This is a genomic window from Bradyrhizobium sp. INPA03-11B (assembly GCF_040446015.1).
In the GTDB taxonomy this organism is placed as follows: domain Bacteria; phylum Pseudomonadota; class Alphaproteobacteria; order Rhizobiales; family Xanthobacteraceae; genus Bradyrhizobium; species Bradyrhizobium macuxiense_A.
Genome location: NZ_JASGSR010000077.1, coordinates 1 through 25,211, shown reverse-complemented (window position 1 = coordinate 25,211; position 25,211 = coordinate 1). Strand labels below are relative to the sequence as shown.

At 65.5% G+C, this 25,211-nt stretch carries 16 protein-coding genes; 9 read left to right on the top strand and 7 right to left on the bottom strand.

Annotation, left to right across the window (positions count from 1 at the left end):
• The first annotated feature begins 98 nt into the window (after positions 1 to 98).
• The 4 genes from QMZ05_RS27335 to QMZ05_RS27320 all read left to right on the top strand — a co-directional run bounded on the left by QMZ05_RS27335 (position 99) and on the right by QMZ05_RS27320 (position 7,089).
• The gene (locus tag QMZ05_RS27335) at positions 99 to 1,688 is read left to right on the top strand and encodes a Do family serine endopeptidase (protein ID WP_353703577.1); all 1,590 of its coding nucleotides are present in this window, start codon (positions 99 to 101) and stop codon (positions 1,686 to 1,688) included.
• Between the two features lie 322 nt (positions 1,689 to 2,010).
• On the top strand, positions 2,011 to 2,691 hold the full coding sequence (locus QMZ05_RS27330; protein WP_029878846.1) for a response regulator transcription factor: 681 nt from the start codon (positions 2,011 to 2,013) through the stop codon (positions 2,689 to 2,691).
• Entirely contained in the window at positions 2,675 to 4,129 is a 1,455-nt protein-coding gene (locus QMZ05_RS27325) for a HAMP domain-containing sensor histidine kinase (protein WP_353703576.1), read from the top strand. The genes QMZ05_RS27330 and QMZ05_RS27325 overlap by 17 nt, the downstream gene beginning before the upstream one ends.
• Positions 4,126 to 7,089, top strand: a complete 2,964-nt coding sequence (locus QMZ05_RS27320) for a bifunctional [glutamine synthetase] adenylyltransferase/[glutamine synthetase]-adenylyl-L-tyrosine phosphorylase (protein WP_353703575.1) — start codon at positions 4,126 to 4,128, stop codon at positions 7,087 to 7,089. The genes QMZ05_RS27325 and QMZ05_RS27320 overlap by 4 nt, the downstream gene beginning before the upstream one ends.
• Before the next feature lie 165 nt (positions 7,090 to 7,254).
• On the opposite strand, the gene QMZ05_RS27315 is transcribed toward QMZ05_RS27320, so the two are convergent.
• Genes QMZ05_RS27315 through QMZ05_RS27295 form a run of 5 tightly spaced genes read right to left on the bottom strand, consistent with a single transcriptional unit; the run spans position 7,255 to position 13,218 of the window.
• A complete protein-coding gene (locus tag QMZ05_RS27315) occupies positions 7,255 to 7,476 on the bottom strand; it encodes a formate dehydrogenase subunit delta (protein WP_279704869.1) in 222 nt (73 codons plus the stop codon).
• Positions 7,460 to 8,296, bottom strand: coding sequence for a formate dehydrogenase accessory sulfurtransferase FdhD (fdhD, locus tag QMZ05_RS27310; protein ID WP_353703574.1), 837 nt, complete (start codon positions 8,294 to 8,296; stop codon positions 7,460 to 7,462). The genes QMZ05_RS27315 and fdhD overlap by 17 nt, the downstream gene beginning before the upstream one ends.
• A 2-nt stretch (positions 8,297 to 8,298) precedes the next feature.
• Positions 8,299 to 11,175 carry a formate dehydrogenase subunit alpha gene (fdhF, locus tag QMZ05_RS27305; RefSeq protein ID WP_353703573.1) on the bottom strand — a complete coding sequence of 959 codons (2,877 nt, stop codon included), beginning with the start codon at positions 11,173 to 11,175 and terminating at the stop codon, positions 8,299 to 8,301.
• 13 nt (positions 11,176 to 11,188) lie between these two features.
• A complete protein-coding gene (locus QMZ05_RS27300) occupies positions 11,189 to 12,745 on the bottom strand; it encodes an NADH-ubiquinone oxidoreductase-F iron-sulfur binding region domain-containing protein (RefSeq protein ID WP_353703572.1) in 1,557 nt (518 codons plus the stop codon).
• Positions 12,742 to 13,218 (bottom strand): formate dehydrogenase subunit gamma, encoded by a 477-nt coding sequence (locus QMZ05_RS27295; protein WP_353703571.1) that lies wholly within the window; start codon positions 13,216 to 13,218, stop codon positions 12,742 to 12,744. Before QMZ05_RS27295 ends, QMZ05_RS27300 begins: the two co-directional genes overlap by 4 nt.
• Positions 13,219 to 13,475: 257 nt before the next feature.
• Here QMZ05_RS27295 and QMZ05_RS27290 point away from each other — a divergent pair, with 257 nt between their 5' ends.
• The 3 genes from QMZ05_RS27290 (at position 13,476) to mdoH (ending at position 18,152) form a co-directional block, all read left to right on the top strand.
• Positions 13,476 to 14,372: a LysR family transcriptional regulator gene (locus tag QMZ05_RS27290; protein ID WP_021082045.1), complete on the top strand. Its 897-nt coding sequence runs from the start codon at positions 13,476 to 13,478 to the stop codon at positions 14,370 to 14,372.
• 157 nt (positions 14,373 to 14,529) lie between these two features.
• Positions 14,530 to 16,044: a glucan biosynthesis protein G gene (locus QMZ05_RS27285; RefSeq protein ID WP_353703570.1), complete on the top strand. Its 1,515-nt coding sequence runs from the start codon at positions 14,530 to 14,532 to the stop codon at positions 16,042 to 16,044.
• On the top strand, positions 16,032 to 18,152 hold the full coding sequence (mdoH, locus tag QMZ05_RS27280) for a glucans biosynthesis glucosyltransferase MdoH (RefSeq protein ID WP_353703569.1): 2,121 nt from the start codon (positions 16,032 to 16,034) through the stop codon (positions 18,150 to 18,152). Before QMZ05_RS27285 ends, mdoH begins: the two co-directional genes overlap by 13 nt.
• A 7-nt stretch (positions 18,153 to 18,159) precedes the next feature.
• Here the strand turns inward: mdoH and QMZ05_RS27275 are convergent, their stop codons facing one another.
• Entirely contained in the window at positions 18,160 to 20,481 is a 2,322-nt protein-coding gene (locus tag QMZ05_RS27275) for an ATP-binding protein (RefSeq protein WP_353703568.1), read from the bottom strand.
• A 192-nt stretch (positions 20,482 to 20,673) separates the two neighbouring features.
• Positions 20,674 to 22,062: a cation-efflux pump gene (locus QMZ05_RS27270; RefSeq protein WP_353703567.1), complete on the bottom strand. Its 1,389-nt coding sequence runs from the start codon at positions 22,060 to 22,062 to the stop codon at positions 20,674 to 20,676.
• A gap of 635 nt (positions 22,063 to 22,697) precedes the next feature.
• Here QMZ05_RS27270 and QMZ05_RS27265 point away from each other — a divergent pair.
• Positions 22,698 to 23,639: a pyridoxal-phosphate dependent enzyme gene (locus QMZ05_RS27265; RefSeq protein WP_353703566.1), complete on the top strand. Its 942-nt coding sequence runs from the start codon at positions 22,698 to 22,700 to the stop codon at positions 23,637 to 23,639.
• 1,198 nt (positions 23,640 to 24,837) lie between these two features.
• Positions 24,838 to 25,128: a hypothetical protein gene (locus QMZ05_RS27260; RefSeq protein ID WP_353703565.1), complete on the top strand. Its 291-nt coding sequence runs from the start codon at positions 24,838 to 24,840 to the stop codon at positions 25,126 to 25,128.
• The last annotated feature ends 83 nt before the right edge of the window (positions 25,129 to 25,211 follow it).

Sequence of the window (25,211 nt, the reverse complement as noted above, 5' to 3'; positions counted from 1 at the left end):
TTCCGCAGCCAGCGCGCCGTAAGGCTGATGACCCCATGTTCAGACGCATCAGGTGCCCGCCCCCGCACCGGTGATTCTGGCCTTGGAGATTTCAACACATGACCGATCGTCCCGACCTCTCGTCCCTTCCGTCCTACAAGGCGCCGAAGCGCTCGCTGTTCTCTGCCCGCAAACTTGCGCTGATGGCCTCGGTCGTGGCCGGCCTCGGTGCCGCCACCTATGGCTTCAGCCCCACCCACAACCCGGCCGACCTGTTCACCACGCCTGCGCATGCGCAGGTCAATAACGAGGTCAAGAAGGTCCAGCAGCCGGTCGGTTTTGCCGACATCGTCGAGCGCGTGAAGCCGTCGGTGATCTCGGTCAAGGTCAACATTCGCGAGAAGGTCGCGAAGGATGACGGCAACAACAATGACGATTCGCCGTTCCAGCCGGGTTCGCCGATGGAGCGCTTCTTCCGCCGCTTCGGCGGTCCGGATGGCTTGCCCCCGGGCCTGCGCGGTGGACCGCGTGGCGGTGGCGTGGTGACGGGCCAGGGCTCCGGCTTCTTCATCTCGGCTGACGGCTATGCCGTGACCAACAATCACGTCGTCGACGGCGCCGACAAGGTCGAAGTCACGACCGATGACGGCAAGACCTATTCCGCCAAGGTGATCGGCACCGATCCGCGCACCGACCTCGCGCTGATCAAGGTCGAGGGCGGCTCCAACTTCCAGTTCGCCAAGCTGTCCGACACCAAGCCGCGCATCGGCGACTGGGTGCTGGCGGTCGGCAATCCCTTCGGTCTCGGCGGCACCGTGACCGCGGGCATCGTCTCCGCCTCCGGCCGCGACATCGGCAACGGTCCGTATGACGACTTCATCCAGATCGATGCGCCCGTGAACAAGGGCAATTCGGGTGGCCCGGCGTTCGACGTGTCCGGCGAGGTGATGGGCGTCAACACCGCGATCTACTCGCCGTCCGGCGGCAGCGTCGGCATCGCGTTCTCGATCCCGGCCCAGACCGTCAAGAGCGTCGTTGCCCAGCTGAAGGACAAGGGCTCGGTCAGCCGCGGCTGGATCGGCGTCCAGATCCAGCCGGTGACTTCCGACATCGCCGACAGCCTCGGCATGAAGAAGGCCGAAGGCGCGCTGGTTGCCGAACCGCAGGCCAACGGCCCCGCGGCCAAGGCCGGCATCGAGTCCGGTGACGTCATCACCGCCGTCAATGGCGAGCCGGTGAAGGATGCGCGCGAACTCGCCCGCACCATCGGCGGCCTCGCGCCCGGCAATGCGGTGAAGCTGAACGTGCTGCACAAGGGTCAGGACAAGACCGTCAACCTGACGCTCGGCCAGTTGCCGAACAGCCTGGAAGCCAAGGCTGACACCGACAACAACAGCGACAAGGGCAACTCGTCCCGCGGCACCGACGTGCCGAAGCTCGGCCTCACCGTGGCGCCCGCCAACAGCGTGGCCGGCGCCGGCAAGGAAGGCGTGGTCGTGACCGAAGTCGATCCCAAGAGTGCTGCCGCTGAGCGGGGCTTCAAGGAAGGCGACGTGATCCTCGAGGTCGCCGGCAAGTCCGTCGGCACCGCCGGTGAGGTGCGTGATGCGATCACCGCGGCGCGCAATGACAACAAGAACAGCGTTCTCATGCGCGTGAAGAGCGGCGGTTCGTCGCGCTTTGTGGCAGTGCCGCTGGCCAAGGGATAACTATCTATGAGTTGGAAAGCGTCGCCGGCATTAGTCGCCCCCGCCGACGGCGCTTTCCGGGGGGTGGGCCCCTTGCTCGCTCCCTATGTTGCCTTTCGATGGAATATGCCCCCCTCCGTCGGAAGGTCTCAGGGCGGTGGAGTCCCCCAGCTTCACCGCCCACTTTTTCCCAACCCGCATGATCCGGAAAAGTGGAAACCGGTTTTCCGGTCAGATCATGCGGCAGCTCAAATTACAGAATATGCGCGGTCGTCTTGCATGTGCAGGCCGGCCGCGCCATGCTGACAGAGGGCCCATTCCCGTGACCGCCACCGCTCCGCAAATGCGCATCCTGATCATCGAAGACGACCGCGAGTCAGCCGACTATCTGGTCAAGGCATTCCGTGAAGTCGGCTACATCGCCGATCTCGCCTCGGACGGCGAGGAAGGCCTGTCGATGGCCGAAACCGGCGATTACGACGTGCTGGTGGTGGATCGCATGCTGCCGAAGCGGGACGGCCTGTCGCTGATCGGCAGCCTGCGCGACAAAGGCAACCGGACGCCGGTCTTGATCCTCTCGGCGCTCGGCCAGGTCGATGACCGCATCAAGGGCCTGCGCGCCGGCGGCGACGACTATCTGCCGAAACCCTATTCCTTCGCCGAGCTGCTCGCGCGCGTCGAGGTGCTGTCGCGGCGCAATGTCGGGCCGGCCGAGGAGACCACCTACAAGGTCGGCGACCTCGAGCTCGATCGGCTGTCGCATCGCGTCGCCCGCGGCAAGGACGAGCTGACCTTGCAGCCGCGCGAGTTCCGCCTGCTCGAATATCTGATGAAGCATGCAGGGCAGGTGGTGACGCGCACGATGCTGCTCGAGAATGTTTGGGACTATCATTTCGATCCGCAGACCAACGTCATCGACGTGCACATCTCGCGGCTGCGCTCCAAGATCGACAAGGGTTTTGAGCGGCCGCTGCTGCATACCATCCGCGGCGCGGGGTATATGATCCGTGACGGCATTCGGTAAACTGATCCGGACCACGGCGTTTCGGCTGACGCTGGTCTATCTGTTCCTGTTCGCGCTGTTTGCCGCCTCGTTGCTGGCTTACTTCGCCTGGAACACGCGGCGGCTGATCACCGAGCAGATCACGACCACCGTCAACGTCGAGATCGGCGAGATCACTTCCATCTATAACCGCCGTGGCCTGCACGGGCTGCTGACCACCATGGGCAATCGGGCGCTGCGGCCGGGCGCCAACCTCTATCTCCTGACCGCGCCGAACGGGCAGGCGCTGGCCGGCAATGTCGGCTCGCTGGCGCCGGGCGTGATGAGCGTCCAGGGCTGGAGCGAGACCGCCTATCGCCGGATCGACGACCAGGACAAGACCGATCATCGCGCGCTGGTGCGGGTCGCCGAGATGGACAACGGCTTCCGCCTCCTGGTCGGGCGCGACCTCGAGGAGCGGCGGCGGCTGTTCGGCATCGTCGCCAAGGCCGCGCAATGGTCGATCCTCGTCGTGGTCGTGCTCGGCATCGGCGGCGGCATCTTCGTCGCCCGCCGCGTGCTGCACCGGATCGACGCCATGACCGGCACCACCAGGCGCATCATGGCGGGCGATTTGTCCGGCCGGCTGCCGGTCGGCCGCAGCGGCGACGAGCTCGACCGCCTCGCGGAAAATCTCAACGTCATGCTGGAGCGCATCGAGGCGCTGATGACGGGGCTGAAGGAGGTCTCCGACAACATCGCCCACGACCTCAAGACGCCGCTGACGCGGCTGCGCAACCGCGCCGAGGAGGCGCTGGCGCGGTCGGGCAGCGAGGCCGACTATCGCGCCGCGCTGGAGCGGACGATCGAGGAATCCGACGGACTGATCCGCACCTTCAACGCGCTGTTGATGATCGCGCGCGCCGAGTCCGGCCAGGCGCGCGGCAACATGGACGATTTCGACGGTGCCGACGTCGCCAACGGCATCCACGAATTGTACGAGCCGCTGGCCGAGGACGACGGCATGACGCTGCAGGTGAAAACGGCGCCGGCGCCGATTCACGGCAACCGCGAATTGATCAGCCAAGCGGTCGCCAACCTGGTCGAGAACGCCATCAAATATGGCAAGCCCGACGCGGGCGTCGAGCCGATGAAGGCGGATGCGCGGGAGATCCTGATCGAGGCGCGGCGCGAGGGCGATCAGGTCCTGCTCAGCGTCACCGACCACGGTCCTGGTATCCCCGAGGGCGATCGCAAGCATGCGGTGGAGCGCTTCGTCCGGCTCGAGGCGAGCCGCACCTTACCCGGTTCCGGTCTCGGCCTCAGCCTGGCCTCGGCGGTCGCCACGCTCCATGGCGGCGAGCTGCGGCTCGGCGATGCCCATCCCGGGCTGGTGGCCACCCTGGTGCTGCCCGCACGGGCGGGCGGCAGTGACAGGCTTGCGGCTCAAACGCAGGATGTGCCACAGAAGGCGGCATGAATGCCGCCGCGCCGGGAAACGCGGATCGACACTGTCTGGCCGCGCGGTTCGCGGATGGACCGCGTGTCGCCGCGCCCGAATCCGCCGATCAGCGCCTGACTGACTGGTTCGCCGAGCTCGAGCCGGCGCAATCGGCCGCGCTCGCAGCCTTGCTGGAGCATCCGTTCGCGCGGGACATCCTGCGCGGCATCGCGGAGTTCTCGCCCTATCTGTTCGAGCTCGCGCGCGCCGATGCCGCGCGGTTGATCCGGATCCTGTCATGCGACCCGGAACAGCATCTGGCGGGGCTGATCGAGACCACCTCGCGCGACGTGCTCGTCGCCGGCAGCGAGGCCGACGTGATGGTGCTGCTTCGCCGCATGAAGGCGGAGGCCGCGCTGATGATCGCACTGTGCGACATCGGCGGCGTCTGGCCGGTGATGCGGGTGACGGCGGCGCTGACCGACATCGCGGTGAATTCGGTGCAGTCGGCGCTGCGATATTTGTTCCGGCAGGAAGTCGCCCGCGGCCGCATGACCGCCGTCGATGCCGAGCATCCGGAAGTCGGCTCGGGCCTGATCGTGCTTGCCATGGGCAAGATGGGCGCGGGCGAGCTGAACTATTCCAGCGACATCGACCTGATCGTGTTCTTCGATCGCACAGTCACTTCGCTCGCCGAGGATATCGAGCCGCAGCCGTTCTTCGTCCGCGTCACCCAGGCGATGGCGCGGATGCTGCAGCAGCGCTCGGGCGAGGGCTATGTGTTCCGGGTCGATCTCCGGCTGCGCCCGGACCCGGCCTCGACCCAGGTCGCGATCTCGACCGACGCGGCTTTGCACTACTACGAGCGCGAGGGGCGCACCTGGGAGCGCGCCGCGATGATCAAGGCGCGGCCCTGCGCAGGCGATCCCAGGGCGGGCGAGGCGCTGATCGCTGAGCTCGCGCCGTTCGTCTGGCGCAAGCACCTGGATTTTGCCGCGCTTGCCGACGTCCACGACATGAAGCGGCAGATGCAGACCTATCGCGGCCAAAGCGAGATCTCGGTCGAGGGCCACAACGTCAAGGTCGGCCGCGGCGGCATCCGCGAGATCGAGTTCTTCGCCCAGACCCAGCAGCTGATCGCCGGCGGCCGCCATCCCGAGCTGCGGGTGCGGCCGACGCTGGAAGCGCTCAACGTGCTCGCCAACAGCAACTGGATCACTTACGAGGCGCGCGACGAACTGACGACGGCCTACGAATTCCTGCGCCGGGTCGAGCACCGGCTGCAGATGATCGCCGACGAGCAGACCCATTCGCTGCCCGAAGCGCCCGAGGACGTCGAGCGCTTCGCGCATTTCTTCGGCTACGAGAATCGCGAGGCTTTCGCCAGGGATCTGCTCGGTCAGCTCAAGATCGTGCAGAACCACTACGGCAAGCTGTTCGAGGGTGACGACCCGACCGGCACTGCGAAGCTGCCGGATGTCGACTATGGCGCCGGGCCTGAAGACGGCCGCCTGATCGAGCATCTCGCTCAACTCGGCTTCAAGAAGCCCGTTGCGGTGGCCGGCACCGTGCAGCAGTGGATCGAGGGCGATTATCGCGCGCTGCGTGTCGAGGCGACGCGGGCGGCGTTCCTCGAATTCATTCCCGGCCTGATCGACGGCCTCGCGGATGCCGAAGAGCCGGACGACGCGGTGGCGGCATTCGACCGTTTCCTCGGCGCGCTGCAGCGGGGCGGGCGGCTGATCTCGCTGCTCAGCCAGAACCGCGATTTCGTAGCGCTGGTGGCGCTGATCCTTGGCGCTGCGCCGCGGCTCGGCGACATGCTGGCGCGGCAGCCGCAGATCATGGACGGCCTGGTCGATCCGCGCTTCTTCGGTGCGATGCCGGACAAGAAGGAGCTGTCGGAGCGGCTCGCGGCCACGCTGCAGGATGCCTCGTCCTACGAGGACTTCCTCGATCGTCTGAGATTGTTCGGCCAGGAGAGCCTGTTCCTGATCGGCACGCGAATCCTGTCCGGCACGGTGTCGGCGCAGCACGCCAGCACGGCCTTTGCCGATGTCGCGGAGGGGATCGTGCACACCGTGCACGGCCTCGTCACCGGCCAGTTCGCCGCGCAATACGGCCGGATCAAGGGGCAGGAGACCGCGATCATCGCGATGGGCCGGCTCGGCAGCCGCGAGATGACGGCGTCCTCCGACCTCGATCTGATCACGCTCTACGATTTCGACAGCGAGGCGCCGGATTCCGACGGCGAACGCTCGCTGCACGGCGCGCAGTACTTTGCCCGCTTCACCCAGCGCCTGATCAGCGCCTTCACCACCCGGACCAATTACGGCGTGCTGTACGAGGTCGACATGCGGCTGCGCCCGTCCGGCCGCGCCGGCCCGGTCGCCTCGCGGATCGATTCCTTCGCCGACTATCAGGAGCGCGAGGCCTGGACCTGGGAGCACATGGCGCTGACCCGCGCCCGCGTGATCTCGTCGTCAGCGGAATTCCGCGAGAGGATCGAGGCGATCATCCGCAGCGTGCTGACGAGGCCGCGCGATGCGGCGTCGACCGCGGCTGACGTTGCCGACATGCGGCGAGCGATCGCGCTGGAGAAGGGCGAGGATGATGTCTGGGACCTCAAGCTCGCCGCCGGCGGGCTCGTCGACATCGATTTCATCGCGCAATATCTCCAGCTTGCACATGCTTCGGCGAAGCCGGAGATCCTCAGCGTCTCGACGCTTCAAGTGCTCGACAATGCGGCCAAGCTCGGCCTGCTCGGCCAGTCAGAAGCCGAGATTCTGCGCTCGGCGGCGCGGCTCTATCATGACCTGACGCAGATCCTGCGGCTCTGCGTCACCGGCAAGTTCAATCCGGAGACCGCCGGCGAAGACCTGCTGCGCGTGATGGCGCGGGCCGGCGACACGCCGGATTTCTCCGCGCTGGAGGCGCGCCTCCGCGAGACGCAGAGCGAGGTCCGCCGCGTTTTCAACGCGATCGTGGGTGGGGGTTAGTTCCCGCAATCACGGCTCTGTCCACGTCATTGCGAGCGAAGCGAAGCAATCCATCGCTCCGCAAGCGGAGAAGTGGATTGCTTCGTCGCTATCGCTCCTCGCAATGACGACGGTGCAAAGCGTCACACGCGGTGACGGTGGGTAAGCGGTGGCAGGGCCCGAAGGCTACGCCTGCAGCTTCAGCTTGAGCAGCGCATCGCGGACGTCGGGCTCGAGGCCGGCGCCGCCGGCGTCGAGATGGGCGAAGATCTGCTTGCGCATCCGCGGGTCCCAGAACTTCCAGATGTGCTCGGAGATGCCCTGCACGGCGCGGTCGCGCCCCTGGCTCTGGAAGAACTTTCCGATCTGGTTCGCCATATAGACCAGTTTGTCAGGCGACGACGACATAGGCGGACTCCTTGCCGGGCACCGCGCCTGTGACGCGTTCCGGGTGGGTAAATATCTCAAATCCATCGGCGCGGGCGATCGCGGCGAGCGTGATGCCGGCGGCATCCGCCATCCGCACCGCAAGCCCGGTTGGCGCCGATACCGCCGCGATCAGCGGCGCGCCGATCGCGGCGGTCTTCTGCACCATTTCGACCGAGACGCGGCTGGTCAGCAGCACGATGCCGTCGCTCGCGACGACCTTGTCGCGGGCCAGCGCGCCGGCGAGCTTGTCCAGCGCATTGTGGCGTCCGACATCCTCGCGCAGTGCCACGATGCCGCGCGTGGCGGTCCAGAACGCGGCCGCGTGCACCGCGCGGGTCTGGTGGTTGATCTCCTGCAGCGGCGCGACCGCCGCCACCGCGGTCATGATCTCGCGCGGCGAGAACACGCGGCCCGTGGACACGACTGCAGCCGGCCGGACTGCCTCGCTGATGGAATCCAATCCGCACAGACCACAGCCCGTCGGGCCGGCGATGTTGCGCCGCCGCTCGGCGATCCGCTCGGCTTTGTCAGGCTTGAGCCACATCCGAAGCTCGATGCCGTCGTCGAGCTCGACGATGTCGAGGGTCTCGATTTCGTCGGCCGATTGCACGATGCCTTCGCTCAGGCTGAATCCGACCGCGAAGTCGCCGAGGTCCTCGGGCGAGCCCATCATCACTGCGTAGGTGCCGCCATTGTAGGTCAGCGCCAGCGGCGTCTCCTCGGGGATCAGGCGCGCGCCGCCGCTGAAGACGCCGTCGCGCCAGACCTTCCGGATCGCCTTGTGGACGGGCTCGCGCATCGCTACTCCGCGGCTTCCACGACAGGCGCGATGCGGCGGGAGTTGCGCGCCTGTTCGTCATAGGCCTTCTGCCAGTCGGACGGACCGTTCGACGGCGAGATCTGCACGGCAGTGACCTTGTACTCAGGACAGTTGGTCGCCCAGTCCGAGAAGTCGGTCGTGATGACGTTGGCCTGGGTGTCCGGATGGTGGAACGTGGTGTAGACCACGCCCGGCGCCACGCGGTCGGTGATTTCAGCGCGCAGCGTGGTCTCGCCGGCGCGGCTCGCCAGCCGCACCCAGTCGCCGTCGCGCACGCCGCGCTGCTCGGCGTCGTGCGGATGGATCTCGAGCCGATCCTCGGCGTGCCACACCACGTTCTCGGTGCGGCGGGTCTGCGCGCCGACATTGTACTGGCTGAGGATACGCCCCGTCGTGAGCAGGAGCGGATAACGCGGGCCGGTGCGTTCGTCGGTCGCGATATATTCGGTGAGGATGAACTTGCCCTTGCCGCGCACGAAGCCGCCGATATGCATCACCGGCGTGCCTTCCGGCGCCTTCTCGTTGCAGGGCCACTGCACCGAGCCGAGCTCGTCGAGCTTGGCGTAGGAGACGCCCGCGAAGGTCGGCGTCAGCGCGGCGATCTCGTCCATGATCTCGGACGGATGGCTGTATTTCATTTCGAAGCCCATCGCCTTGCCAAGCATGATCGTCACTTCCCAGTCGGCATAGCCGTTGAGCGGCGTCATCACCTTGCGGACGCGCTGGATGCGGCGTTCGGCATTGGTGAAGGTACCGTCTTTCTCGAGGAAGGTCGAGCCGGGCAGGAAGACGTGGGCGTAGTTCGCGGTCTCGTTCAGGAAGAGGTCATGGACGATGACGCATTCCATCGCCGACAGCGCCGCCACCACATGCTTGGTGTTCGGGTCGGATTGCAGGATGTCCTCGCCCTGCACGTAGAGCCCCATGAAGCTGCCTTCGATCGCGGCATCGAACATGTTGGGGATGCGCAGGCCCGGCTCGTTGTTGAGCTTGACGTTCCACATCGCCTCGAACTGCTCGCGCACCGCGTCGCCCGCGATGTGGCGGTAGCCCGGCAGCTCGTGCGGGAACGAGCCCATGTCGCAGGAGCCCTGCACGTTGTTCTGGCCGCGCAGCGGGTTCACGCCGACGCCGGGCCGGCCGATATTGCCGGTCACCATCGCGAGGTTGGCGATCGCGATCACCGTGGTCGAGCCCTGGCTGTGCTCGGTGACGCCAAGCCCGTAATAGATCGCGCCGTTGCCGCCGGTGGCATAGATCCGCGCCGCCTCGCGCAGCGCCTTCGGATCGACGCCGGTCATGATCGCTGTGGCTTCCGGACTGTGCTTGTCCTGAGCGACGAAAGCGGCCCAGTCCTCGAACTCGCTCCAGTCGCAGCGCTCGCGCACGAAGGCCTCGTCGGCGAGCCCCTCGGTGACGATGACATGCGCGAGCGCGGTGAGCACGGCGACGTTGGTGCCGGGCATCAGCGGCAGGTGCAGCGCCTTCACATGCGGCGATTCCACCATCTCGGTGCGGCGCGGATCGATCACGATCAGCTTGGCGCCCTGGCGCAACCGCTTCTTCAGCCGCGAAGCGAACACCGGATGGGCCGAGGCCGGATTGGCGCCGATGATCAGCACGACGTCGGTGTCTTCCACCGAGTCGAAATCCTGGGTGCCGGCCGAGGTGCCGTAGGTCTGCGACAGGCCGTAGCCGGTCGGCGAATGGCAGACGCGGGCGCAGGTGTCGACATTGTTGTTGCCGAAGCCGGCGCGGATCAGCTTCTGCACCAGATAGGTCTCTTCATTGGTACAGCGCGACGAGGTGATGCCGCCGACCGCGTCGCGGCCGTATTTCTGCTGGATGCCCTTGAACTTCGCGGCGGCAAAATTCAGCGCCTCGTCCCACGACACTTCCTGCCAGGGATCCTCGATCCGCTCGCGGATCATCGGCTTCAGGATGCGCTCCTTGTGGGTGGTGTAGCCCCAGGCGAAGCGGCCCTTGACGCAGGAATGGCCGCGATTGGCCTTGCCGTCCTTCCACGGCACCATGCGCACCACTTCCTCGCCGCGCATCTCGGCCTTGAAGGCGCAGCCGACGCCGCAATAGGCGCAGGTGGTGACGACCGAGTGCTCGGGCTGGCCGATCTCGATCACGGATTTCTCGGTCAGCGTCGCGGTCGGGCAGGCCTGCACACAGGCGCCGCAGGAAACGCATTCGGAGCCGAGGAAGCTCTCGTTCATGCCGGGCGAGACGCGGCTGTCGAAGCCGCGACCGGAGATCGTCAGCGCGAAGGTGCCTTGCACCTCCTCGCAGGCGCGCACGCAGCGCGAGCAGACGATGCACTTCGAGGGATCGTAGGTGAAGTACGGATTGGACTCGTCCTTCGGCATCCAGTTGTCGTTTTCGCAGCCGTGCGATTTGGCGAAGACGTGGTTCTCGCCCTCATAGCCGTAGCGCACGTCGCGCAGGCCGACGGCGCCCGCCATGTCCTGCAATTCGCAGTCGCCGTTCGCGGCGCAGGTCAGGCAGTCCAGCGGATGGTCGGAGATATAGAGCTCCATCACGCCCTTGCGCAGCTTCTTCAGCCGGTCGCTCTGGGTGTGCACCACGAGGCCGGGCATGACCGGCGTGGTGCAGGAGGCGGGCGTGCCGGCGCGGCCTTCGATCTCGACGAGGCAGAGCCGGCAGGAGCCGAAGGCGTCGACCATGTCGGTCGCGCACAGCTTCGGAATCTGGGTGCCGGCTTCCATCGCTGCGCGCATGATCGAGGTGCCCTCGGGCACGGTGATCTGATTGCCGTCAATGGTCAGCGTGACCATCGTCTCGGATTTGGATTTGGCCGTGCCGAAATCGATTTCCTGGATCAGCGACATCGTGATTTCCTTGCTATTCCGCGGCCTGCAGCCGGGCCGGTGCGGGACCGAAATCTTCCCGGAAGTGTTTCAGTGCGCTCATCACGGGGTAGGGCGTGAAGCCGCCGAGCGCGCAGAGCGAGCCGAATTTCATTGTGTTGCAGAGGTCTTCGATCACCGCGAGGTTTTCCGCGACGCGCTCGCCGTTGATGATCTTGTTGATGGTCTCGACGCCGCGGGTCGAACCGATCCGGCACGGCGTGCACTTGCCGCAGGATTCGATCGCGCAGAACTCCATCGCGAAGCGCGCCTGCTTGACCATGTCGACGGTGTCGTCGAACACCACGATCCCGCCATGGCCGATCAGGCCGTCGCGCGCGGCAAACGCCTCATAGTCGAACGGCGTGTCGAACAGCGCGCGGGGGAAGTAGGCCCCGAGCGGGCCGCCGACCTGCACGGCGCGCACCTCGCGTCCGGTGAGGGTGCCGCCGCCGATCTCGTCGACGAGCTCGCCGAGCGTGACGCCGAACGCGGTCTCGAACAGCCCGCCATATCTGATGTTGCCGGCGAGCTGGATCGGCATCGTGCCGCGCGAACGGCCCATGCCGAAATCCGCGTAGGCGTTGGCGCCGTTGTCGAGGATGAAGGGGATCGCCGCGAACGACAGCACGTTGTTGATCACGCTCGGCCGGCCGAACAGGCCCTTGTGCGCGGGCAGCGGCGGCTTGGCCCGCACGATGCCGCGGCGGCCTTCGAGGCTCTCCAGCAGCGAGGTCTCTTCGCCGCAGACATAGGCGCCGGCGCCGACCCGCACCTCGAGATCGAATTCATGCGCAGAGCCGCCGATGCGCTTGCCGAGCAAGCCGGCGCGCCGGGCGGCTGAGATCGCCGCGTTCATCGCCTCGACCGCGTGCGGATATTCCGAGCGGATGTAGATGTAGCCCTTGGTGGCACCGACCGTGATACCCGCGATCGTCATGCCCTCGATCACGACGAAGGGGTCGCCTTCCATGATCATGCGGTCGGCGAAGGTGCCGCTGTCGCCTTCGTCGGCGTTGCAGACGATGTATTTGCGGTCGGCGCTGGCCTGCGCCACCGTCTTCCATTTGATGCCGGTGGGGAAGCCGGCGCCGCCGCGGCCGCGCAGGCCCGACGTGGTGACGTCGGCAAGGATCTGGTCGGAGCTCAGCGTCAGCGCCCGCTCCAGGCCCTTGTAGCCGCCATGGGTACGGTAGTCGTCGACCGAGCGCGGATCGACCACGCCGCAGCGGGCGAAGGTCAGCCGGGTCTGGCGCTTCAGCCAGGGGATCTCGTCCGTGACACCAAGCCGCAGGGCATGCTGGCCGCTACCGGCCATCGCATCGAGCAGGGATGGCACGTCCGCCGGCGTCACCGGGCCGAATGCGATGCGGCCCTGCGCGGTCGAAAGCTCAACCATCGGCTCCAGCCAGCACAGCCCGCGCGAGCCGTTCCTGACAATCTCGATTGCTGCGCCACGCGCTGCTGCAGCCTGCGCGAAGGCGAGGGCGACATCGTCGGCGCCGACGGCGACGGCCGCGGCATCGCGGGGAACGTAGATTCGCATTGTCATCGCTGTGCCTCCGCGACCAGCGCATCGATCCGCGCCTCATCGAGCCGGCCGACCACGCGGCCATCCAGCATCGCCGAGGGTGCGGTGGCGCACAGCCCGAGGCAGTAGATCGGCTCCAAGGTCACGCGGTCATCCGCCGTGGTGTGTCCGAGTGAGACACCCAGTTTGGCCTCCGCGCGCGCAGCAAGCCGGTCGCCACCGGCGGCCTGGCAGGCCTCGGCGCGGCAGAGCTTGAGGACGTGGCGCCCGGCCGGCGCCTTCCGGAAATCATGGTAGAAGGTGAACACGCCGTGCACCTCGGCGCGCGACAGATTGAGCGCCTCGGCGACCATCGGAATCGCCGGCTCGGGCACGTAGCCGAACGCCTCCTGCAGCGCATGCAGGATCACCAGCGTTGCGCCTTCAAGTCCGGCATGCTCGGCGATGATTTCAGCGCCGCGCGCCGTGTCCCAAGGTTCGTATCCCACCGTCATCCGCGCTTCTCACGATCCATTTTTTGCTGCGCGCATCAGAGTTGGAATTGTTCGAAACATCAATAAAGCTGTCTCATGCGGCGATTGCGAAACGCGATTAATAGCGTCGCCGAATGGCTCGATTGGGGATCGCAATAATGTTCTGGAATCACGTACTTCCGGGACGCTTTGGATTTCGGGATCGCGCCCGGATCGTGCTACCTATGGCCGCGTCGGGCAGCCATTTGGGGCGCCGTTTTTCCGAGGGGGTTTGAACCTTGATCGACAAGCTGGAACTTCTGCTGGCGCTGGCCAAGGAGCGGCATTTCGGCCGGGCTGCGGAGGCCTGCGGCGTCACCCAGCCGACCATGTCGACCAGCCTCAAGCAGCTCGAGGAGATCCTCGGCGTCATGCTGGTGCAGCGCGGATCGCGCTTCCAGGGTTTCACGCCCGAGGGCGAACGGACGCTGGACTGGGCGCGGCGCATCGTCGGCGACGCGCGGGCAATGAAGCAGGAGATCAACAGCCTCAAGGACAAGCTGTCCGGCGAGATCCGGATCGCGGCGATCCCGACCGCGCTCGGCATGGTGGCCTCGCTGACGACGCCGTTCCGCGCGCGCCATCCCGATGTGCGTTTCCGCATCCAGTCCTGCACGTCGGCCGACGTGCTCGGGCTGCTCGAAAATCTCGAGGTCGATGCCGGGCTGACCTATATCGAGAACGAGCCGATCGGCAAGGTCCGCACCATCCCGCTCTACAATGAGAGCTATCGTCTGCTGACGGCGCCGGATGCGATGTTCGGTGACCGCAAGCAGGTGACGTGGAAGGAAGTCGGCACCGTGCCGCTCTGCCTGCTCACGCCCGACATGCAGAACCGCCGCATCATCGATCGCGCGCTGACCTCGGTCGGCGCCGAGGCGACGCCGACGCTGACATCGAACTCGCTGCTCGTGCTCTACACCCATGTGAAGACCGGACGCTGGGCCAGCGTGATGCCGGCCAAGCTCGCCGAGACGCTTGGCCTTGCGGATGCCGTGCGCAGCATTCCGATCGTCGACCCGGTCGTCGACTACAGCATCGGCCTCGTGATCCCGCAGCGCGATCCGATGACGCCGCTGATTGCCGCACTGGTGCAGGTCGCGCGCGAGGTCGCGCCCAAGCTGGAGAGCGCGTAGCGCGCGGCGATCAGCCGAGCTCTTTCACGACGGTTCCCGCTTCAGGCCCGCCGGGCCAGGCGCTGAACGCAATCTTCTGCTTCACGCAGCAATCGTGGAACTCACGGACGGTTGAACGGTTTCATTGCGGCGTCCCGATTAGCCAGCAGGAGCCGCTTTGAATCGCCGCCAGTTACTCCACGGATCGGCCGTGTTGCCGACACTATTGCTGTTGCCGCAGCGAGAAGCCGCAGCCGCTGGGAACAATTCGGACGCACCTTTCGATCCGTCGATGGTGAGGGAGCTCGCCCGCAACCTCGCGAGCAAGGCGTTCGAGCCCCCCGACGAGAAGTTGCCGAACGGCCTGAAGGACCTGACCTACGATCAGTACCGCACCATCCGCTTCGTGCCGGAGCGCGCGTTGTGGCGCGGCCAGAAGCTGCCGTTCGAAGCGCAGTTCTTCCATCGCGGTTTCTTCTACAAGAACAAGGTCCAGATCTTCGAGGTCGTGGACGGCAAGGTCAGCGAAGTCGGCTACAGCAAGGACAGTTTTTCGTTCGGCAAGGACGTGCCCGCGTTCACCGAGACCGATCTCGGTTTCGCCGGATTTCGGATCCACGCGCCGATCAACAAGCCGGACTATTACGACGAGGTCTGCGTCTTCCTCGGCGCGAGCTATTTCCGCGCCGTCGCCAAGGATGAGACCTATGGCCTGTCGGCGCGCGGCCTGTCGATCGACACCGGCGAGGCGAAGGGCGAGGAGTTTCCATTCTTCAAGGCGTTCTGGCTCGAGCGTCCCGTGCCCAACGCGACCTCGCTGGTCATTCACGCCTTGCTCGACAGCAAGAGCTGCGCGGGGAGCTACCGCTTCACGATCAGGCCCGGCAAGACCACGGTGTTCGATGTCGAGGCATCGGTCTATCCGCGGGCCGATCTCGAGCATGCCGGCCTCGCGCCGATGACGAGCATGTTCTTCTTCGGGCCGAACGATCGCAACGAGGTCGATGACTTCAGGCCGTCGGTGCACGATTCCGACGGGCTTGCGATCTACAACGGCAAGGGCGAGAGCCTGTGGCGTCCGCTGAGCAATCCGCGCGATCTCCAGATCAGCACCTTCCAGGACATCAATCCGCACGGCTTCGGGCTGATGCAGCGAGAGAAGAATTTCTTCGCCTATCAGGACATCGAATCGAGTTTCGAGAAGCGCCCGAGCCTGTGGGTCGAGCCGATCGGCGACTGGGGCGAGGGCGCGGTCATCCTGATCGAGATTCCGACCAAGGAAGAGATCCACGACAACATCGCCGCGTTCTGGCGGCCGAAGGCGCCGCTCAAGGCCAAGAGCGAGACCAATCTCACCTATCGCCTGCATTGGGGACCCGACGCCCCGAAGCCGCATTCGCTCGCGCGTTTCACCCGCACCGGCATCGGCGCCCGCGGCGAGGACGGCAAGCTGTTCGTGCTCGATCTGATCGGAGACAATCTGAAGGGTGCCGATCCCGATAGCATCAAGGGCGTGGTGTCGGCCGAGAAGGCCGAGATCACCAACATCGTCACGCAGCCGAACCCGAACACGGGTGGCTGGCGGCTCAGCTTCCAGTGTGCCGTCAAGAAGGATCCGATCGAGCTGCGCGCGCATCTGGCGCAGGATGACAAGCCACTCTCGGAGATCTGGGTCTATCGATGGGCGCCATAATCACGTCGCCTCATCCCGGCGCCGCTACCGCGGCCGACGGGTTCCTGCCACAAGAGAGCCCGCTTGCGATGTCGGCGGCCGATCTCGGCGAGCCGCCGCACGCGGTGAGCAAGCCGGTGCCGGTCGGTGCCGGCATGTTCATGCGCCGCGCGTTCATTCTGGTGCTGACGGCGGCGCTGACCGGCGCCGGTGCCTACGAGATGTACATGGTGGTCCAGGTCGGTGGCGTGACGATCATGGAATGGATGGTCCTGGTGCTGTTCGTCGCGCTGCTCGCCTGGATTGCGTTTTCGTTCGCTTCGGCGCTGGCCGGCTTCTTCGTGCTGCTTCGGCGCAAGGGCAACGCCCTGCCGATCCGCGTCGATGGTCCGTTGCCGCAGCTCGCGAGCCGGACCGCGGTGCTGCTCCCGACCTATAACGAGAATCCGCATCAATTGATGGCGCGCCTGCGCGCCATCTATGAGTCCATCGAGGCCACCGGACAGGCCGAGCGCTTCGACTGGTTCGTGCTCAGCGACACCCGCGATCCCGATATCTGGATCGCCGAGGAACAGGCGTTCCTTGAACTGAGTGACGCCTGCGGCGGGCAGCGGCTCTACTACCGGCATCGCGCCGACAACACCGCGCGGAAGTCCGGCAATGTCGGCGAGTGGATCACGCGGTTCGGCGGCGCCTACCAGTTCATGATCGTGCTCGACGCCGACAGCCTGATGTCGGGCGACACCATGGTGCGGATGGTTCACGCCATGGAGACCAACCCGCAGGCGGCGCTGCTGCAGACGCTGCCGGTCATCGTCAATGCGCGCAGCCTGTTCAGCCGCCTGCAACAGTTTGCCGGCCGGCTGTACGGGCCGATGGTCGCGGCCGGTGTGGCGTGGTGGCACGGTTCCGAAGGCAATTACTGGGGACACAATGCCATCATCAGGATCCAGGCATTTGCGGAGCAGGCGGGTCTGCCTGAACTGTCCGGACGCAAGCCGTTCGGCGGCCATATCCTGAGCCACGATTTCGTCGAGGCGGCACTGATGCGGCGCGCCGGCTGGGGCATCTACATGGCGCCGACGCTCGGCGGCAGTTTCGAGGAGGTGCCGCCGTCGCTCTTGGATTTCGCCGCGCGCGACCGGCGCTGGTGCCAGGGCAATCTGCAGCATCTCGCGGTGCTGACCACGCGCCACCTGCACTGGATCTCACGGCTGCATTTCATGACCGGGATCGGCTCCTACATCACGGCGCCAATGTGGCTGTCGTTCCTGCTGCTCGGAATCCTGATCTCGTTGCAGGCGCGCTTCATTCGCCCCGAATATTTTCCGAAGGGCTTCTCGCTGTTCCCGAACTGGCCGGCGCAGGATCCCGTGCTCGCCGCCTGGGTGTTCGGCCTCACCATGGCGCTGCTGATCGTGCCGAAGCTGCTCGGCTTCATCCTGCTGCTGACGAGACGGGACATGCGCCGCCAATTCGGCGGCGGCTTTCGGACCTTCAGCGGTGTCATCGCCGAGGTGCTGATTTCCGCGATGATCGCGCCTGTGATGATGGTGTTCCAGTCGATCGCCGTCGTCGAGATCCTGCTTGGCCGTGACGCCGGCTGGCAGACGCAGCGGCGCGATGACGGCGAGGTCGAACGGCGGGAGCTGTATCGGAAATACGGCGTCCCGACCGCCTGCGGCGTCGCGATGGCCGCCAGCGCCTATGCTGTGTCGTTGCCGCTGCTGCTCTGGATGTCGCCGGTGATCGTTGGCCTCCTGTTTGCGATCCCGATCGGAGCCTGGACGGCCAAGCCCGCGATGCGGGCGCTGTTCGTGACGCCCGAGGAGAGCGGGCCGCCGGGCGTGCTGGTCCGCGCCAACGAACTGGCGTCGCAGCCTGCCCACGCATCGGCCCCGGCGCTTGCGGCGCTGCGGCAGGATACGGGCCTGCTGCATCGTCATCTGTCGTCGCTTCCACCTGCGAGGCGCGGCGGTCCGGGCGAGATCGATCTTCACCGCGCGGTGGCACGCGCGCGGATCGAAGCAAGCGACAGCTTCGACGAGGCGGTCGATCATCTGACGCCGCGCGAGACGCTCGCCGTTCTCGGCGATCCGGCGCTGCTGGAAGAGGCACTCGCGAAGTAGGTGGGGCTCAGGCCGCTTCCGGCAGCCTGGTCTGCAGCGAGCGGGGATGGCGGGGCAGGGTGACGCGGACGACGGTGCCGACGCCGAGCTTGGAGCGCAGCTTCATCGATCCGCCGTGCAGGTTGGTGAGCGAGCGGGCGATCGCAAGGCCGAGGCCCGAGCCCTGGTAGCTCTTGGTGAGCTGGCTCTCGACCTGCTCGAACGGCTTGCCGAGCCGCCGCAGCGAGTCCGGCGCGATGCCGATGCCGCTGTCGGCGATCAGCAGCACGATCGAGTCGTCGAGCATCTGGCCGCGCACCAGCACCCGGCCGTTGTCGGGCGTGAATTTCACGGCATTGGAGAGCAGGTTGACGATGATCTGCTTGACCGAGCGGCGGTCGGCGACAACCGAGATCGTGCTTTCGATATCCGATTCCAGCGACAGGCCCTTGTGCTCGGCGCGGCCGGAGACCACCCGCAGCGACTCGGCGAGGATGCCGGAGAGGTCGAGCGGCTCCATGTCGAACTTCATGCGGCCGGCCTCGATCTTCGACATGTCGAGGATGTCGTTGATGACCTCGAGCAGGTATTTCCCCGAGGTCAGGATGTCGTGGCAATACTCCTCGTACTTGTCCGAGCCGAGCGTGCCGAACAGGCCGCTGCCCATGATCTCGGAGAAGCCGATGATGGCGTTGAGCGGCGTGCGCAGCTCGTGGCTCATATTGGCGAGGAACTTCGACTTCGCGGCATTGGCGTCCTCGGCGCGGGTCTTCTCCTGCGAATACTTTTCGGCGAGGTCGGCGAGCTCGACGGCCTGCCGCTCCAGCTCGGATTGCGAGCGCTGCAGGTCGATCACGGTGGCGCGCAGCCGCAGATCGTTGTCGACCAGCTTCTGCTCGTGCGCCTTGATGCGGGTGATGTCGGTGCCGACCGAGACGTAGCCGCCGTCCTTGGTGCGGCGCTCGCTGATGTGCAGCCAGCTGCCGTCGTCGAGCTGGGCCTCGAAGGTGCGGGCGCCCGGCGCCGGCACGCCGCTTTCGTGCAGGCGGGTGCGCACCTCGGGCATGCTGCCGACCTCGATCACCGTCTCGTAGGAGGTGCCGGGGCTGACGGCGCTATCGGGCAGCTTGTGCAGCCGCTGGAAATGCGAGTTGCAGAGCACGAGGCGGTCGTCGGCATCCCAGAGCACGAAGGCTTCCGGAATGGTTTCGATGGCGTCGCGCAGCCGCAGGTCGGCTTCCACCGACTTTTCGGCGAGGCTCTTCTGCTCGGTGATGTCGACCGCGATGCCGATCAGGTGCAGGCCGCCGTCGGCCGCGGCGTGGCTGAGCTCGCAGCGCACGCGCAGCCAGATCCAGTGACCGCCGACATGGCGCATGCGGAAGCTCTGGTCGATGTGATCGATCTTGTTCGAGATCAGCTGGTCGGCGATGTCGAACAGGTTGATGTCGTCGGAATTCACCAGCGCGTTAACCTCGCCGAAGGTGAGGAGGTCGTTGCGGCTGTCGAGGCCGAGCAGGGTGAACATCGATTGCGACCAGAAGATCCTGCCGCGCGACAGGTCCCAGTCCCACAAGCCGCAGCGGCCGCGGTTGAGCGCGGTGTCGATCCGGCCGCGCACGGCGTCGTTGATCAGGTCGCCCTCGCGGGCGCGGGTCGATTGCCAGTGGAAGGCGAAGCCGAGGATCAGCACCACGAAGCTCGTGGTCGCCGACAGCGTCACCGAGAGCGCGGCGTCCGATCCCCAGATCGGTTCGTTCATCTCCTGGATGACGACGACCTGGCCGGGCAGCGACTTGACGAGCTGCGAGATCGCCAGCGCGCCGGTGCCGTTCGGCAGCGTCATGTCGCTGACCGCGCCCTGCTGGCCCGGTGCGATCAGGAGCTGCGCGGTGGAGACAATGTCGAGGATGCGGTCGTTCTCGCCGGCGCCGTCGATCGGCACGCGCGCCAGCACGCGGTGATCAGCGCTGGTGATGATGACGTGGCGGCCATAGGCGATGCCCCATGACGGGATCAGGTCCGGCAGCAGCTCCTGCAGCTTCTCGATATTGGCGAGCCGCTCGCGGCGCACCGAGGTCAGGCGGTCGAGACGCTCGGCGAGGATATCGGAGAGCGCGGCAAGGTCGCGCTTCATCGCGCCGCGCTTCTGCCGGTTCTGGTCGATCACCTGGACGAAGGCGCCGAGGCAGATCGTGATGAGGAAGGCGATGATGAGCGTCGGGACTGCGCGGCGCAGTGCAGGCTCGGCCGTCAAGAGCCTGTGATAGGCCGGTTTTGCGATCGACTGCGCCAATCCTTTGATCGAATCGGATTGGACGCACGCGTTCGCTGCATGCGCGCGCGCCATGCCTTAGACCCCCGCTCTAAGCTGATTTTTACCCGGCTCGGATGCTCCCCACGATGCATCCGAATCATGATCATTTGAATCCAGATTTCCGGGACTGTCGAGAGTCAACGATTCGTTAATGCGAAATAATTCTTGTCAAAAACAGAATCGGGTTGCGCAAAGTGAGTCCGAAAGGAGAACGGCTCCGTAGAATTACGCGCGCGCCGGTTCTGCGTGACTGATCACACGCTTCACGGTCGGGAACGCGCGGCGCAGTTTGCGTTCAATCTCGTCGACGCTTTCGTGCACCTTGATCACGCTCATCGACGGCTCGGCGCGGCAATGGAAGTTGACGATCTCGCCGGCGTCGGTGTTGCGGACCCGCACATTGTGGATGTCATGGATCGCGCCGCCATCGGCAAATCCGGTCAGCGCGGTCTTGATGGCCTCGACGCGGTCGGGCACGGCGTCGGTTCCCCATGGCAGTTCCGGCTGCAGCGGCTCGATATGGGTGTCGACCTCGACGTCCTCGCCGAAATCCTCGCGGATCGCGCGCTCGAGCTCGTGGGCGATGCCGTGCGCGGCGTCCAGCGCCATGTCGCTGTCGAGCTCGAGGTCGATGCCGACGATCAGCTTGCCGTCGATGTCGTACACGGTGACGTGATGGATGGCGAGGCCGGAATTGCGCGCGATCACCATGATGCGCTCGCGCACGCTCTCATTGTCGCGCGCCACCGGCACCGCGGTGAAGGTGAGGTCGGCATCGCCGAACGTCTTGCTCATCGCCTCCTGCGCCCGGCGCTTGATGTCCTCGACGCGGTCGATCGGGTAGGTGCGTGGCACCTTGGCGATGGCATCGATGAAATGCGTCGCGCCGACCATGCGGACCCGCAGGCGGTCGACGTCGACCACGCCAGGCACCGCCTTGATGGCCGCGGTGGCCTTTTCCAGCGCGCCTTCGGGCGCGCGGTCGAGCAGGGTCTCGACCGTCTCGCGCGCCATGCGCAGGCCGAGCAGGGCGATCATCACGGCGACCGCGATCGCCGCCGCCGCGTCGCCCCACCAGAAGCCGAAGCCTGCCAGCACCAGGCCGACGATGACGGCGGTCGAGCCCATCACGTCGGAGGCGAAATGCAGCGCGTCGGCGGCCAGCGCCTGGCTCTTGGTGTCGCGCGCGGCGCGATGCAGCGCGCGGGCGCGCCACAGATTGACGCCGATATCGAGGAGGAGAACGATGAAGGGAATGGCCGAGATCGACGGCGGCGGGGCGCCCTCGCGCAAATGGCTGTAGGCCTGCACCAGGATGCCGCCGGCCAGCACGTAGAGCATGGCGATGATGCCGAGCGCCGAGACGCTCTCGAACTTGCCGTGGCCGTAATGATGCTCGGCGTCGGCCGGCTGATCCGATACCCGCACCACCGCCCAGGTGATGATGGTGGCGACCAGATCGATCGAGGAGTGCAGCGCCTCGGAGATCAAGGCCAGCGATCCGATGGCGATGCCGACGACGAATTTCGCGACGGCCATGCTGCCGCTGGCAAGGATCGAGATCGCGGCGACGGACGTCTTGGTCGAGGATGTGCTGGTGTTTGAAGAGGTCATGGGCGGCGGTGTAGCAGGGAGTCCGTGAACATCAAGTGTCAGTCGTCGTTCGCCATGCGCAATCGCAACTCACTTGCAAGAGCGCGTCTCGGTAGTGGAGTTGTTGCGAACTATTCCGAATCTCAAGACCGTGCAGGGCGCAAGTTCATCGGTCAAAATCACACCGTCGTCCTGGCGAAATCAGGACCCGCTAAAGCTTCGGCGTGCCAGGCATTTATGGCCTCGTCGAAGCCTTGGCGAAGACGGGACCGGGCGATCCAGTATTCGAGAGACAGTCGTTATCGTGCCGACAAGCCGCGGCGTACCGGATCACACGCATTCGCGGGCGATGACAGCTGTGAGTGAGGACGCACCTTCGAATTCTCGCGACATGTGCCCGAGCTTTGCCGAATCGTTTGCCCCCAAAATAAGGGGGCGCAGGGAATGCCGGGTGCGCGCTGCATCCGCGGTCTCGTGCGCAAAAGTGGAAACAAAAACGCACACGAGCGTACAGGTTCAGCGGGAGACGCTCCGGCATGCCCTGCGCCACGCGTCAATTGAATCGAATCGTCACAATAATTGACCCGACACAGATTTGAGCACGCTCGATATTTGTATTTGTCTAGGGTCTCTTGCCGTGTTCACGGAAGGTAACGATGGTTGGTCACTCCCTCGATCTGCTGCCGCGAGACCTCGAATTTATTTCGCAGCAAGCTTGCAGAACCCCCATGCGATCTTCGTCCGAGTTAAATACTCGGATCGGATGCGCGGTCTACGTCAAAGACGAAACCCTCCAACGCAGTGGATCGTTCAAGTTTCGGGGCGCAATACTGGGGGTCCGCAATGCCCCACAAGGCGTCATAGCCGCGGGAGCTGGAAACTTCCCAATTGCAGTTGGCTTGGCGGCCCAAACACTTTGCAAGCCCGCTTGTCTGATTATGCCAAGCGATGCACCGGTCTTCAAACTAGAGCAGGCTCGAAGAACTGGAGCAGAGATACATCTCGCGGAACGCTCGGAGTTGGCAGAGCGCGCCGAAGTCGAGGCACGAAAGCGCAGTTGGCGTAACCTCCATGCCTTCGAAGATATGGAGATGATTGCGGGCAGCTTCACACTTGGCTCGGAAATCGCTGCTGCGATCGACGCAAGTAGTTCGAAGTCTGACGCCGTCGTCGTGGCCTGTGGCGGCGGCGGATTGGCGGCGGGCGTAGCGCTAGCCCTGCGCTACAGATCTATTTCTGCGGAGATCTATGTTGTCGAGCCGGAAACGCACCCACGATATGCTCGCGCGCGTGCGCTGGGCGCGCCCATCCGGATCGACCCCGCTGGCGACACCTCATGTGACGCCTTGCGGTCTCGCAAGATTGGCGCACGCGCGTTCGAAATTTTGGAGAAATCGGAAGTCCGGGTGTGCGCGGTCAGCGACAAGTTGGTGGAGGACGCACGTTGGCTCCTGCGCGACGTTTGCGGCATCCGGGTTGAGCCGAGTGGAGCGGTCGCGTTGGGGGCAGTTTTAGCAGGCGTCGTCGCCGAGGAGCACGCCCGAGTATGGGTCATTGCCTGCGGGGGCAATGTGGAGCCCAGATTGACTTCCGGCTAGCCGGGGTCCGGTAGTCCGCGCCAAAACGGGAAGGCGATCCTGCTTATCACAAGACGTCAAGCACGCTATCATGCCATAGCTTGGACAAGGCTGAACGGGAGGCTGGGCGCTGATCGACCCTGACGGATACCGAGACGGCAGTCTTGGATGACATTGGACGGAAGAGGGACACGCCAATGAACTCCACACCCACTCCGAATCCAGGTGAAGCTGGCGCGGGCCCGGCCGCGAGCGCCGATGAACGGCTGGCGGAAGCTCACAAGCAGATCGTCCGCGCTGATGAAGAGCTCACGCGCTTGAGCGAGCAGCTTGCAAAGATGGAGCGCGACGCTGCGCGACCGCCGTCGCCAGCGTCGGCTGCACCTGTCCCGCCCTCGTCCGGTCCTGCCGCTTCGTCCGGTCCTGGTGCTTCGTCCGGACCTGCTTCGTCCGGAGCCAGATCGCAATCAGCGTCCGGAAGGCCGGCTATTCGGGTCCTTGCCGCGTTGTCGATGGCGGCGTGCGTCGTTGTCGCAGTGCTGGCTTCGCAGTCGTCCTATGGTGCGAAAGCCAAGCTGGTTGTCGCCCGCTGGGTGCCGCAGCTCGCTTCAGCACCATCATCGCCGCCGAATGATCCGCCGCCTCCCGTGCAGCGAGCGCCATCTGCCGTTCAAATTGCCGCGGCGGAGCCTGCGCCACCGCAACCGACGCCCGCGCCGCCGGCCGCAACCCAGGATGCCGCGCCGAAAGCAACGCCGGACACCGCGCCGCCGGCTCGCGCAGCGGTTCAGGATGGGACCGAGCTGCTGCAAACCATTGCGCGCGATCTCGCCAACGTGCAGCGAAACATCGAGCAGCTCAAGGCGGAGCAGCAAGAATCTGCCCGCGAGAGCTCCAAAGCCATCGAGGAGCTCAAGGCAAGCCAGGAGGAATTGAAACGGGCGCTCGCGAAGGTTTCCGAGCAGAAGGCGTCTGCGCCTCCGACGCAGCCGCCTCCGACGCAGCCGGCCCCGAGCCCTCGCAAGCCCCAGCGGACATATGAACCGCCCTACGCGAGAGGACCGCCTCGGATGCCGCCAAGGGAGTGGCTCTACGACGACTGGTAGCCGTCGGTGTGGTGATCATCGAGTCTCACCGGCAACGGCGCCTCGATTCAGCATCGTAGGATGGGTAGCGAAGCGAAACGAAACCCATCACTTGCGAGCCGTGCGGTGAGATGATGGGTTTCGCTGCGCTCTACCCATCCTACCGACCCCGCCGCTACAACGTCACCACGATCATCGAGCGCCTTGCCGAGGTCGACGAATCTGTAGTCCTGCTCGATCGGCAGCTGCAGCTTGCGCGCTTCAAGCGCGGGCCAGATCTCCTTGCACATTCGTCGAAGATCTCGCGGATCTCCTTGATCGAGCGGGTGCGGAAGGTGACGTCGCTACACTGTTCACGCGCCGTCGAAAACGTTCTGTTCAGTCATGTTGCTGACGCAATCTCTGTCTTAGTCGGCGACAACTAAAACACTGTGTGGGACCGCTGCGGTTCCCGCAATGGTTCCGTCGCCGGAATTGGCACGAATCCGCAAAGAACTGGCCTCGAGTT

Bases quoted from the DNA above. Each gene is read 5' to 3' on its own strand.
- QMZ05_RS27335 (WP_353703577.1), top strand. From the start codon at position 99: ATGACCGATCGTCCCGACCTCTCGTCCCTTCCGTCCTACAAGGCGCCG.
- QMZ05_RS27330 (WP_029878846.1), top strand. From the start codon at position 2,011: ATGCGCATCCTGATCATCGAAGACGACCGCGAGTCAGCCGACTATCTG.
- QMZ05_RS27320 (WP_353703575.1), top strand. From the start codon at position 4,126: ATGAATGCCGCCGCGCCGGGAAACGCGGATCGACACTGTCTGGCCGCG.
- QMZ05_RS27315 (WP_279704869.1), bottom strand. From the start codon at position 7,476: ATGTCGTCGTCGCCTGACAAACTGGTCTATATGGCGAACCAGATCGGA.
- fdhD (WP_353703574.1), bottom strand. From the start codon at position 8,296: ATGCGCGAGCCCGTCCACAAGGCGATCCGGAAGGTCTGGCGCGACGGC.
- fdhF (WP_353703573.1), bottom strand. From the start codon at position 11,175: ATGTCGCTGATCCAGGAAATCGATTTCGGCACGGCCAAATCCAAATCC.
- QMZ05_RS27300 (WP_353703572.1), bottom strand. From the start codon at position 12,745: ATGACAATGCGAATCTACGTTCCCCGCGATGCCGCGGCCGTCGCCGTC.
- QMZ05_RS27295 (WP_353703571.1), bottom strand. From the start codon at position 13,218: ATGACGGTGGGATACGAACCTTGGGACACGGCGCGCGGCGCTGAAATC.
- mdoH (WP_353703569.1), top strand. From the start codon at position 16,032: ATGGGCGCCATAATCACGTCGCCTCATCCCGGCGCCGCTACCGCGGCC.
- QMZ05_RS27275 (WP_353703568.1), bottom strand. From the start codon at position 20,481: ATGGCGCGCGCGCATGCAGCGAACGCGTGCGTCCAATCCGATTCGATC.
- QMZ05_RS27270 (WP_353703567.1), bottom strand. From the start codon at position 22,062: ATGACCTCTTCAAACACCAGCACATCCTCGACCAAGACGTCCGTCGCC.
- QMZ05_RS27265 (WP_353703566.1), top strand. From the start codon at position 22,698: ATGGTTGGTCACTCCCTCGATCTGCTGCCGCGAGACCTCGAATTTATT.
- QMZ05_RS27260 (WP_353703565.1), top strand. From the start codon at position 24,838: ATGGGTTTCGCTGCGCTCTACCCATCCTACCGACCCCGCCGCTACAAC.